Below are 11798 nucleotides of genomic sequence, written 5' to 3' on the forward strand. Positions count from 1 at the left end.
GGGCGCGTCCTTGGGGTGTGGCGGATGTGCGGGTGGACGGGTGTGCCGGCCGCTACTGGGCGATGTCCTTGCGGAGCGCCCCGGCCGCGCCGAGATACACGTGCTGGATACCGGACTTGGGACGGTCGGACTCGACGTGCGCGAGGACCCGGACGACGCGGGGCATGGCCCCCTCGATGTCCAGCTCCTGGGCGCAGATCAGCGGAACGTCCACGATTCCGAGCTTACGGGCAGCGGCGGCCGGGAAGTCGCTGTGCAGATCAGGGGTGGCCGTGAACCAGACGCTGATCAGGTCCTCCGAGGTCAGCCCGTTCCGCTCCAGCACCGCCGTCATCAGCTCGGAGACCTGCTCGCGCATGTGCTCCGCCTCGTCCCGCTCCAGCTGGACGGCGCCCCGCACGGCCCGTACCGCCCGCACCCGCTGTTCCGGCCCCTCAGTCAATGTCTCCCGGCTCCCCACTGGTCCCCGCCCCGCGGCCCCTCCGCGTGCGGGCCCAGCGTATGCGGCGTACCTGCGCGGATGTACCCGAAGCCCGCCCAGTGAGACGGTACAACCGAGGCATGATCTTCCACGTGGTAGCGCTCGACGACTGGCTGGCGGGCCCCGAGCGCCCCTTCGCGCCGCCGGCCCTCGCGCGGGACGGCTGCATCCGCTGCTGCTCCGACGAGGCACGGGCCCTGGAGATCGCCGGCCGCGACTTCACCGACGTCACCGGACCGCTGATGACGCTGCTGATCGACGAGCACCGGCTGGACGCCCGCGTCCGCTGGGAGCCCGAGCCGCACGTCTACGGCCGGATCAACCGCACCGCCGTCACCGGCATGCTGGAGATCGAGCGGGACGCCGAGGGCCGCCCCCGCTCGCACGCCGTCTGGTCCTGAGACGAGCGGCGGCGAGCGGGGAGGGGACGGTCAGAGACCGACCTCGCCCATGAGCATGCCGACCTCGGTGTTCGTCATGCGGCGCAGCCAGCCCGACTTCTGGTCGCCCAGCGCGATCGGGCCGAACCTGGTGCGCACCAGCTTCTCCACCGGGAAGCCCGCCTCGGCGAGCATCCGCCGCACGATGTGCTTGCGGCCCTCGTGCAGCGAGACCTCGACGAGGTAGTTCTTGCCGGTGTTCTCCACGACCCGGAAGTGGTCGGCACGGGCGTACCCGTCGTCCAGCCGGATGCCGTCCTTGAGCCGCTTGCCCAGGTCGCGCGGGAGCGGGCCCTGGATCGCGGCGAGGTAGGTCTTCTTCACGCCGTACCGGGGGTGGGTCAGGCGGTGCGCCAGCTCGCCGTGGTTGGTGAGCAGGATCAGGCCCTCGGTCTCGGTGTCCAGCCGGCCGACGTGGAACAGCCGCGTCTCGCGGTTCTGCACGTAGTCGCCCAGGCACTGGCGCCCGTCCGGGTCCTCCATCGAAGCGACCACGCCGGCGGGCTTGTTGAGCGCGAAGAACAGGTACGACTGGGTCGCGATCGTCAGGCCGTCGACCTTGATCTCGTCCTTCGCCGGGTCGACGCGGACGCCCTGCTCCAGCACGATCTCGCCGTTCACCTCGACCCTGGCCTGCTCGATCAGGTCCTCGCAGGCGCGGCGCGAGCCCATGCCGGCCCGGGCCAGGACCTTCTGCAAGCGCTCGCCGTCGACCTCGCCGAAGGTCTTGGGCAGCTGGATCTTCGGGCCGCTGTGCCGTGCCCGGTTCCGCTCCTCGACCTTCGCCTCGTACTCGCGCGGCCGCGCGGGGGCCGAGGCCCGGCGCGTACGGGCCTTCGGGGCGCCGCTCTTGGTGACGTTGCGCGTGACGTTCGTGCCGCTCTGGCTCCGGGCACCCGTCTTCGGCGCCTTCGCACCGGGCTTGGCGCCCGGCTTGGCACCGGAGCGCTGCCCGGGCTTCGCGCCGGACGGGGCCGCCGGACGGCTGCCCTTCGCGCCGCCCGCCTTCGGCCCGGCCTTCGCCGCGCCGCGGCCGCCGGGAGCCGCCTTCCCGCTCCCGCCCTGACCGCCCGGCTTCCCGCCCTGGTCGTAGCGGCGCTCCTCCGGACGGGGGCGGCCCTCGCGCTTCTGCCGGTCGTCGCGTTTCCTGCCCGCGCCCCGGTCGTCTCGGTTGCTGCCGGTGTTCCTGCCGCTGCTTCGCATCAATGTTCCGTCTGGGAGTGGTCGCCGCTGTCGTCTACGTCGAACGACGGCACGCCTTCCTGGGAGTCCCCCTCGACCGCTTCCGCCTCCGGCAGGAAGGGCGCCAACTCCGGGAGCTCGTCCAGGCCGCGCAGGCCCATCCGCTCCAGAAAGTAATGCGTCGTCCTGTACAGGATCGCACCTGTCTCGGGTTCGGCGCCCGCCTCCTCCACCAGACCCCGCTGGAGAAGGGTGCGCATCACGCCGTCACAGTTCACGCCGCGCACGGCGGAGACCCGTGAACGGCTGACCGGCTGACGGTACGCGACGACGGCGAGGGTCTCCAGCGCGGCCTGGGTGAGACGGGCCTGCTGGCCGTCGAGGACGAAGCTCTCCACCGCGTCCGCGTACTCGGGACGGGTGTAGAACCGCCAGCCGCCCGCGACCAGCCGCAGCTCGAACCCCCGCCCCTGGCGGGCGTATTCCTCGCAGAGCTCGCGCAGCGCGTCCGAGATCTCGCGCCGCTCGCGCCCCAGCACCCGGGCCAGGTGCTCCTCGGTGGCGGGCTCGTCGACGACCATCAGCACGGCCTCCAGCGCGGGCTTCACCGGGAGCGCGGCGACGCCGGAGGCGCCGGGCGTCTCCCCGGGCCGGGCGGCCTCCTCCGGCGCGGTGCCGGTGGGCTCGGCGGTCTCGGTGGGCTGGGACGGGATCGGGGCCGGGGCCGTCCGCTCGTCCTGGTCCTCGTGCGTCCGCTCGGTCATGACTGCTCCTGCTCGCCGTTGCTGTTCTCGTCCCGCGGCTCGTCGAACTCGTCGGTGACGACCGGCTCCGTCTCCGTGCCGCCGCTCCAGCGGACGGTCAGCGAGCCCAGTGCCTCCTCCTGCTCCAGGTCCACGGCCCGCTCCCGGTAGAGCTCCAGCAGGGCCAGGAAGCGGGCGACGACCGTGAGCGTGTCCGGGGCGTCCTCGGCCAGCTGCTGGAAGCAGGCGACGCCCAGCTCCCGCAGCCGCGCCACCACCACCTCGGCCTGCTCCCGGACGCTGACCAGCGGCGCGTGGATGTGCTCGACGTACACCTCGCGCTTCGGCTTCGGCCGCATCGCCTTCGCCGCGATCTCGGCGAACCGTTCCGGCCCGATGCTGATCACGACGTCGGGCAGCAGCTCCGCCTGGTGCGGCTCCAGCCCGACGGTACGGGGGAACCTCCGCGCCTCGTCCGCGAACCGCTCCTCGAAGATCCCCGCGATCTCCTTGTACGCGCGGTACTGGAGCAGCCGCGCGAAGAGCAGGTCCCGGGCCTCCAGCAGGGCCAGGTCGGCCTCGTCCTCCACCTCGGCCGCGGGCAGCAGCCGCGCGGCCTTCAGGTCCAGCAGCGTGGCGGCGACGACGAGGAACTCCGTGGTCTGGTCGAGGTCCCAGTCGCTGCCCATGGCGCGGATGTGCGCCATGAACTCGTCGGTGACCCGGGAAAGGGCGACCTCGGTGACGTCCAGCTTGTGCTTGGAGATGAGCTGGAGGAGCAGATCGAAGGGCCCCTCGAAGTTGTCCAGCCGGACGGTGAACCGGCCGTCGTCGGCCTCGGCCTCGGGCTCGGGTTCCGGTTCCGGTTCCGGTGAGGGCTGAGCCGCCTCCCGGTGCGTCGCCGTGCCGGCCTCCGGCTCCGGCTCCGGGCCCCGTCCCAGGGGACGGCGGCCGGAGCGGGCCGGAGGCAGCACTGCGTGGTCGTCAGGAGTGGTCATCGCGGGGCAGCGTACTGGGCGGGACGCGCGGACGACGTCCGGCACACCCCGTACACCTGCACCGATCCCGTGCGCGGCGGCCGCGCGGTGGTGCTAGCGGCCCCGCAGGCGGCGGACGAGGATGCTCGCGTCGCCGCGCGACTCCAGGTCGGCGAGGACGACGGCGACCGCCTCGCGGACGATCCGGCCGCGGTCGACCGCGAGTCCGTGCTCGCCGCGGAGCACGAGGCGCGCGTGCTCCAGGTCCATCAGCTCCTCGGCGGAGACGTAGACCGTGATCTTCTCGTCGTGCCGTTCGCGGCCGCTGGGGCGACGTGCCGCGGCCCGGCGGCCCCGGGCCTGCCCCGTCGAACCGCCCGCCGCCTGGCGCCCCTTGGCGGCCGCGCCGCGGGCCGCGGTGGCCGAACGGGTCCCGTTCGCGCCGCCGTTGGCGCCGCCCGTCCCGCCGTTCTGCGCGGTGGGCTGGCCCGGGGCGCTCTGCCTGCCGGACTGGCCGCGTCCGCCGCCCGGTCCGGTGGCCTGCCCGGGGACGGTGCCCTGCTTGCCGGAACGCTCCTCGCGTCCGGCGTGGTCGCCGCCCGGGCGGCCGCCGGCGGGGGCCGCCTCGTCGCCCTCGCCGGCCGCGGTGTGCTCGTCCTCGCCGTGCGGGGCGGTGTCCCCGGACGGGCGCCCGCCGCCGCCGGCGGCCTTGCCGTCCTGGGCCGCCGGCGCGTCCCCGGTCTTCGCGGAGGCGTCACCGCCGTGACGGTTCTGCTGCGGCGTCGAGGACTGCACGGCGGCACCGCCGGTGGCACGGAACAGTTCGTCAGCCGCCGGGAGACTCACTCGGCGTGACACCGGGCGAGCACCTCCCTGGCGAGCTGTCGATAGGCCGCCGCGCCGACCGAGTTGGACGCGTACGTGGTGATCGGCTCACCGGCGACCGTGGTCTCGGGGAAGCGGACGGTGCGCCCGATGACCGTGTGGTACACGTTGTCGTCGAACGCCTCGACCACGCGGGCCAGCACTTCCCTGCTGTGCACGGTGCGCGAGTCGTACATCGTCGCCAGGATGCCGTCGAGCTCCAGCTCCGGGTTCAGGCGCTCCTGCACCTTCTCGATGGTCTCCGTGAGCAGCGCGACACCGCGCAGCGCGAAGAACTCGCACTCCAGCGGGACGATCACCTTGTGCGCCGCGGTGAGCGCGTTGACCGTCAGCAGGCCGAGCGAGGGCTGGCAGTCGATGACGATGAAGTCGTAGTCGTTGCGCAGGGTGTTGAGGGCGCGCTGGAGCGTCGACTCGCGCGCGACCTCGCTGACCAGCTGCACCTCGGCGGCCGACAGGTCGATGTTGCTCGGGAGCAGGTCCATGCCCGCCACCGCCGTCTTGAGCAGCACCTCGTCGGGCGACAGGCCCCGCTCCATGAGCAGGTTGTAGACGGTGAGGTCGAGCTCCATCGGGTTCACCCCGAGGCCGACCGAGAGGGCGCCCTGCGGGTCGAAGTCGACGAGCAGCACCCGGCGTCCGTACTCGGCCAGCGCGGCGCCCAGGTTGATGGCGGAGGTCGTCTTGCCGACGCCGCCCTTCTGGTTGCACATCGCGATGACCTTCGCCGGCCCGTGCTCGGAGACCGGGCCCGGGATCGGGAAGTACGGCAGGGGACGTCCGGTCGGGCCGACGCGCTCGCGCCGCTGACGCGCGGCGTCGGGGGCGAGGGTGGCCGCGTACTCCGGGTCGGGCTCGTACTCGGCGTCCGGGTCGTGGAAGTGGCCCTCGGGGATCGCTTCCTCCGTGCTCAGCGCTGAAGTGTCGGCCGCGCCGACGGTGTTGGCGGTGGTGACGGATCGCTCAGCGGACTGGGCGCCCGCCGGGTCTCCGGCCATGGCGTTCACGTGTTGGCCGTCCATGCTCTGGTGGGCTGTCCTGTGTGAGGGAAGGGGAGTTGTCGGGTTGTGCTGGTCCGCGGGGTCGTGGACAGCGACGGAGCCGACAGCCTCGGGCCCCTGGGGCTCCTGCCGTGCAGGTGCTCCTGGCTGACCACCCCCGGGAGTAAATGTCGACTCATTCACAAGTCGTCCTACCTCCTTGGTCCGCTGTAAGACCGGCACGCTATGTCGACATGCTGACCAGTCAGGGCTGCCGTGCCCCGCAGGCTACCGCACGATCCCAATCTCGGTGGACCGCTGAAGGCAACGCGGAACAGCGACCGTTGCGGCCCGCAACCCCCCTCGCCCTTCACCGGACACCCCCGCAACCACCCGGCGCCGCACCCCGAATCCCCTCATCGCCATGTCAACACCCTTGTCCACAAAGCGAGTTGGTCGCGCCTCGCATACGGCGCGACCTGCGCGGGCGCACTCCCGCGCACCCCCGGCACCCGCCGCCCGCCCCCTCCCCCGCGGCCCCCGACGAGAGCCGCGTCACCGCGCCACCGGCAGCGGCCCGCGCCCCGGGGACGAGACGGACACCACCGTTGCCAAGGCCCACGATCGGGCGAACGGCACACGCACCGCCCGCCGTTCGGGCACCGCCACCGGGAACGGGCGGCCACCGGCCGTACGGGGCCGGGCAGTTCGGGCCCGGGACGCCGAACGCCCCGCGGACCGGCCGCCCCGGAGGGCGCAGGGGTCCGCGGGGCGTGGCCGCGAGCGGGGGTGGGCTCAGCCCTTCTCGCCCTCGGCGCCGGGGAGTCCGCGGGAGGAGACGAGCCGGGCGCTGCCGTCGGCCAGGCGGTAGGAGAGGCCGACCACGGCCGTCTGCCCGGCGGCGACCCGCTCGGCGAGCACCCGGGAACGGTCCATGAGCAGGTCGACGGTCTGCCGGATGTGCTCGGCGATGATGTCGTCGTCACCGGTGAGCCCGGCGGCGCGGGCGGAGAGGACGCTGGGCGTGACGCGTTCGACGACGTCCCGCACGAAGCCGCCCGGGGTGCCGCCGTCGGCGAGGGCGGCGCGGGTGGCGGCCACGGCGCCGCAGGAGTCGTGGCCGAGCACGATCACCAGCGGGGTGTTCAGCACGGTCACCGAGTACTCGATGCTGCCCAGCACCTCGGGCCCGGCCACGTGGCCCGCGGTACGGACGACGAACAGGTCCCCGAGCCCCCGGTCGAAGATGATCTCGGCGGCCAGCCGGGAGTCGGAGCAGCCGAAGAGGACCGCGAACGGCGCCTGGCTGGGCGCGGTCTCGGCACGGCGGGCCGCGTCCTGGTTCGGGTGGTCGGGGGTGCCCGCGACAAAGCGCTGGTTGCCGGAAAGCAGCAGTTCGAAGGCTTCGGAAGGGCTCTGGGGCAGGGCGTCAGTCATGGCTCGCAGATTACGGCCACGGGGCCCGCGCCGCAGTGGCGGGGGTCGCGCGGCGCGATTTCGGTGCGCGGTGTTCCCGGACGGCGGCCGCACCCGGTTCGGGTGATCCGGCCGCGCGGGACGTGTACACGTCCCCCTCGGCGGACGAACCTCTCTCCGACAGCTCCTCCGCACACCTCCTCGGGAGCCCCGTGGGCACCACAGAGCACCTCACCAACAACCGCCTCGCCGACGGCCGTCCGCCCGGCGAGCATCTCCCCCTACGCCTCGATCTGACCGCCCCCTCGCAGCTGCTGACCGCGCTGCGCGCCGTGACGGACCGGCCGCCGCGCGCCGGGAGCGGGCTGGTCTCCTGCACCCTCGTCGACGACGGGCACGGCGGCGCACGGGCCGTCGCGCCCGAGGGCTGGGCCTCGCTGGCCGCGCTGGAAGAGCACTGCGCGCGGGCGAGCGCGCGGAGCCCGGGTGGCCTCGGCGCCGACGCGTGCGACATCATCCGGGTCACGCTCCCGGGCGGGGACGGCTGCCTGGGCGCGGCCGCCACCGTCACCGCCGTCGGCCCCCTCGCGGAGGGGGCCGGTCCCGGGGGGCTGCGCCGCTCGGTCGCGGTGATCGCGGTGATCGCGGCGGGCGCGCCCGCGGCCCGCTGCTGCGGCGAGGAGGCCTTCGGCGCCATGCGGTTCGTCGCCCGCTGCCCGCTCGGCGAGGCGGCCACCCTGCTCGCGGTCAACTCGCTGGCCACGCAGGGCCCGTAGCCTGCGGCGGACACACGTCACCGGCCGGACCCTGCCCTCGGGGTCCGGCCGGTGCGGGCCGTCGGCGGCCCAACACTCCACCGACGGCGGGGCGACGTGGCGGACGCCACCCCGCGTGGGCGTGCCCGGTCAGCCGAGCAGCGTCGCCAGGTCGCGCACCGGAAGGTCGTGCGCCTCGGCGACGGGGCCGTAGACGACCTCGCCCTCGTGCGTGTTGAGGCCCTTGGCCAGCGCCGCGTCCCGCCGCAGCGCCTCGCGCCAGCCGCGGTTGGCCAGCTCGACGATGTACGGGAGGGTGGCGTTGGTCAGCGCGTGCGTGGAGGTGTTGGGCACGGCGCCCGGCATGTTGGCCACGCAGTAGAAGACCGAGTTGTGGACGGGGAAGACCGGCTCGGCGTGCGTGGTCGGACGCGAGTCCTCGAAGCAGCCGCCCTGGTCGATGGCGATGTCGACGAGCACGCTGCCCGGCTTCATCTTCGCCACGAGCTCGTTCGTGACCAGCTTCGGCGCCTTGGCGCCCGGGATCAGGACGGCGCCGATGACGAGGTCGGCCTCGGTGACGGCGCGCTCCAGCTCGAAGGCGTTGGAGGCGACCGTCTGCACCTTGGTGCCGAAGATCTTGTCGGCCTCGCGGAGCTTGTTCACGTCCTTGTCGAGCAGGGTGACGTGGAAGCCCATGCCGATGGCGATCTGGGTGGCGTTCCAGCCGGAGACGCCGCCGCCGATGACGACCGCGCGGCCCGCGTGCACGCCGGGGACACCGCCGGGCAGCACACCGCGGCCGCCGCCCGGACGCATCAGGTGGTACGCGCCGACCTGCGGGGCGATCCGGCCCGCGACCTCGGACATCGGGGCGAGCAGCGGCAGCTGGCGGTTCGCCGTCTCGACGGTCTCGTAGGCGATGGCGGTGGTGCCCGACTCCAGGAGGGCGTCGGTGCACTCACGGGAGGCGGCCAGGTGCAGGTAGGTGAAGAGCGTCTGGTCCTTGCGGAGCCGGTGGTACTCCTCGGCGATGGGCTCCTTGACCTTGAGCAGCAGGTCGGCGGTGGCCCAGACCTCGTCGGCGGTGCCGAGGATGTTCGCGCCGGCGGCCGTGTACTCCTCGTCCGTGATGGAGGAGCCGAGGCCGGCGCCTCCTTCCACGTAGACCTGGTGGCCGTTGCGCACGAGCTCGTGCACCCCGGCCGGGGTGATGGCCACGCGGAACTCGTTGTTCTTGACCTCGCGGGGGATGCCGACCTTCACGTCGATCACGGTCCTTGAATCTGTTGCGGGGAGGGCAGGGGCTGACCGTGTCCTACCTGCCTGGTACCCGGTTGGTCCGCGTACCGCACCACAAAGGCGGTGATGAGGGGTACGTGGCCGCCCTGAGGCCCACATAGGGGTACATGACGGATGCAGCCGGGATGACACGGCTCCGCCATTCTAATGAAGGACGCCACGCTGTCTAGCCTTACAAAGGGTCGATCTTCTTCGAGTTGGCTATTGATTTCGTAGGCGTCGCGCGCGCTACGGGAGTGAACGCGAGGGACGGGCCCCGTCCGCCGGGACGCGCGGGGCACCGGTGACCGGAAGCTCCCCGTCCGCCGCTCCCCCGCACTCGGGGCCCGCACCGGCCCTTGAGCCCGCAGAAGCGGGACGCGCTTCCGGGGCCGTGGCGTCATCTCCGACGGCCGACGATTCCGCTACGGATTTCGTCGCCTGGCCACGAAATCCGTTGAGGGACGACCGATCTCCTACTGTATCCGCGACGGCTGGGCTACCGTCCGTGCTCCCGGAGTGCAGCAGCCGGTCGGCCTCGGCGCGGTGGGCGCGGCCCGCCGCCGGGTCGCCGGCCCGGTCGCAGCCCTCGGCCAGCCGCAGCCGGAGCGCCGCCTGCAGCCGCTCGTCCCCCGCGCGGCGCGCGGCCTCCAGCGCGTGCCGGCAGCTGCGCCGGGCCTCCCGCTCCCGGCCCGCCTGCTCCTGGACCCGCGCGACCTCGCTCAACGCCCGCGCGTACGCGTGCACATCCCGCAGCCTCCGGCACGCGGCCGCCGCCGCGCGCCACTCCCGCAGCGCCTCGTCGTACCGGCCCGCCCAGGTGTGCACCGCGCCGATGCGGCTGTGCAGCCGGGCCGCGGCGGCCCGCTCGCCGCGCGCCTGCCGCAGCGACAGCGCCCGGCCGTACCAGTCGGCGGCGCGCGCCCAGTCAGCGAGCTCCGCGTAGGTGCCGCCGATGGACTCCAGGGCGCGGTTCGTCAGCTCGCCGTCCTTGCGGGTGGCGCGGGCCGCGTCCAGCGCGGACCGGTACCGGGTGAGGGCCTGCTGGTGGCGGCCCGTGCCCGCGTCCAGGTCGCCGAGCGCGAGCAGCGCGGTCGCGCGTTCCCGGTGCAGCCCCAGGCGGTCCGCGACGCCGAGGACGAGTTCGTGCAGCCGGTACGCCTCGGGCGCGGCCTCCTCCGGGCGGAGGTGTGCCTCGAAGGCGCGGTCCAGGCAGGAGACCAACCGGCGGGCGAGCGTGTCGAGTTGGCCCTCGCCCTCGGCCACCGCCATCCGCGCCGCGGCCAGCAGCGCGGGCCTGCGCGACTCCAGCCAGCGCCGGGCCGAGGCCACGTCCGGGAAGCGGAGCGCGCGCGGCACCCGGGCCAGCCGCTGCCGCGCCTCGGACCCCTCCGGCTCGGTGACCGCGTGGCAGACGCGCAGCTGCCGGACGATCCGCTCCAGCATCGTCGCCCGCGCCAGCATCACCTCGGCGGGACGCTCGTGCTCGGCCAGCTCGGCCCGGAGCAGCGGGTCGAGGCAGCCCGGCACGTGGAAGCTCTCCGGGCCCGAGGCACCCGGCTGCCCGGACCTGTGCAGCAGGCCGAGCCGGAGGAAGCCGGTCAGCGTCGCCTGCGCCGCGGACGCCTGAACGCCCGTCAGCGCGGAGGCGATCTGTGCGTCGACGTGCCCCGCCGGGGCGAGCGCGAGCAGCCGCAGCATCCGCCGGGCCGAGCTGCCCAGCCCCTCGTTGACCAGGCGGAATGCCCGCTCCAGCGGGTCGGCCCCGGGCAGCGCGGCGAGCTGCGCGATGGCGTCGGCGAGGGACAGCTTGGGACGGTCGCCGAGCCAGCCGCCCGCCAGGCAGAGGGCCATCGGCAGGTCACCGCACTCCTGCGCCAGGGCCTCCGCGCTGCGCGGGTCGACGGTGATCCGCGGCGTCGCCCCGGCCCGGCCGCGCAGCAGCGCCACGGCCTGCGCCCGCTCCAGACCGCCGGGAGTACAGGGCCGTACGTCCGGCACGCCGGTCAGCGGTCCGGAGGAGACGGCGACGATGAGGCACTCGCGGCTGTCCGGCAGCAGGTCGAGGAGCTGCTCGGCGGAGGCGACGTCGTCGAGCAGCAACAGCACGCGGCGTTCGGCCAGTTCGCGGCGGAGGACCTCGGTCAGCTCGTCCTCGTCGGCGCCCGGCGGGGCCGGTTCGCCGCCGAGGGCCGCGAGCAGGTCGCGCGCGGTGCGCTCGGTGGGGACGGGGGTGCCGCCGGGGTCGGTGAGCCGGGCGCGCAGCACCCCGTCCGGGTACCGTCCGGCGACCCGGCGGACGAACTCCTCGGCCAGCGCCGTCCGTCCGGAACCGGGGCGTCCGGCGATCAGCAGCACCCGGCTGTGCGGGGAGGGGCGGCCGGAGAGGGTGTGCAGCCCGGCGCGTTCGATGTCGGCGCGGAGCTGGCCCAACTCCCGTACCCGGCCCACGAATCCGGCGCCGCCGATCACGGAGGCCGGGAAGGCGGGGGACGCCGGGGACGTCCCCTCCCGCGGGCAGGCAGGGGACGCCGGGGAGTCCGGCGAAGCCTGGGGCTCCCCGGTGTGCTGAACCGCCTGATCCGTCACGGGCCACACTCCCGTCCACCTGCGCGCGCGTCCCCGCCGGGCCGCTGTCGGGGACGCACCGAGCGTAGT

The 11798-nt window shown here is 74.2% G+C and carries 11 protein-coding genes; 2 read left to right on the plus strand and 9 right to left on the minus strand.

Translation table 11 applies throughout. The annotated features are described in order from the left end of the window. Positions 1-52 precede the first annotated feature (52 nt). Entirely contained in the window at positions 53-442 is a 390-nt protein-coding gene (gene aroH, locus HCC30_RS17640) for a chorismate mutase (protein ID WP_169443526.1), read from the minus strand. Positions 443-561: 119 nt separating this feature from the next. Between aroH and HCC30_RS17645 the strand changes: the two genes are divergently transcribed. Beyond that, positions 562-882 (plus strand): DUF952 domain-containing protein, encoded by a 321-nt coding sequence (locus tag HCC30_RS17645; RefSeq protein WP_169443527.1) that lies wholly within the window; start codon positions 562-564, stop codon positions 880-882. A 30-nt stretch (positions 883-912) separates the two neighbouring features. On the opposite strand, the gene HCC30_RS17650 is transcribed toward HCC30_RS17645, so the two are convergent. From HCC30_RS17650 to HCC30_RS17675, 6 genes are all read right to left on the minus strand, one after another. Then, positions 913-2124 (minus strand): pseudouridine synthase, encoded by a 1212-nt coding sequence (locus HCC30_RS17650; protein ID WP_169443528.1) that lies wholly within the window; start codon positions 2122-2124, stop codon positions 913-915. Then, positions 2124-2867 (minus strand): SMC-Scp complex subunit ScpB, encoded by a 744-nt coding sequence (gene scpB, locus HCC30_RS17655; protein ID WP_169443529.1) that lies wholly within the window; start codon positions 2865-2867, stop codon positions 2124-2126. The genes HCC30_RS17650 and scpB overlap by 1 nt, the downstream gene beginning before the upstream one ends. Next, positions 2864-3844 (minus strand): segregation/condensation protein A, encoded by a 981-nt coding sequence (locus HCC30_RS17660; RefSeq protein ID WP_169443530.1) that lies wholly within the window; start codon positions 3842-3844, stop codon positions 2864-2866. The genes scpB and HCC30_RS17660 overlap by 4 nt, the downstream gene beginning before the upstream one ends. A 93-nt stretch (positions 3845-3937) precedes the next feature. Next, entirely contained in the window at positions 3938-4669 is a 732-nt protein-coding gene (locus HCC30_RS17665) for a hypothetical protein (RefSeq protein ID WP_169443531.1), read from the minus strand. Next, positions 4666-5892, minus strand: coding sequence for an AAA family ATPase (locus HCC30_RS17670; protein ID WP_169443532.1), 1227 nt, complete (start codon positions 5890-5892; stop codon positions 4666-4668). The genes HCC30_RS17665 and HCC30_RS17670 overlap by 4 nt, the downstream gene beginning before the upstream one ends. A 591-nt stretch (positions 5893-6483) precedes the next feature. Further along, positions 6484-7125, minus strand: a complete 642-nt coding sequence (locus HCC30_RS17675) for a carbonic anhydrase (protein ID WP_169443533.1) — start codon at positions 7123-7125, stop codon at positions 6484-6486. 191 nt (positions 7126-7316) lie between these two features. Between HCC30_RS17675 and HCC30_RS17680 the strand changes: the two genes are divergently transcribed. Next, positions 7317-7880 (plus strand): hypothetical protein, encoded by a 564-nt coding sequence (locus tag HCC30_RS17680; protein WP_169443534.1) that lies wholly within the window; start codon positions 7317-7319, stop codon positions 7878-7880. Positions 7881-8009: 129 nt separating this feature from the next. On the opposite strand, the gene ald is transcribed toward HCC30_RS17680, so the two are convergent. Further along, positions 8010-9125, minus strand: a complete 1116-nt coding sequence (gene ald / locus HCC30_RS17685; protein ID WP_169443573.1) for an alanine dehydrogenase — start codon at positions 9123-9125, stop codon at positions 8010-8012. A gap of 264 nt (positions 9126-9389) precedes the next feature. Continuing rightward, a complete protein-coding gene (locus tag HCC30_RS17690) occupies positions 9390-11612 on the minus strand; it encodes a tetratricopeptide repeat protein (protein WP_346776675.1) in 2223 nt (740 codons plus the stop codon). Between the last annotated feature and the right edge of the window lie 186 nt (positions 11613-11798).

The organism is Streptomyces sp. HNM0574 (genome assembly GCF_012726235.1).
Taxonomy (GTDB): Bacteria; Actinomycetota; Actinomycetes; order Streptomycetales; family Streptomycetaceae; genus Streptomyces.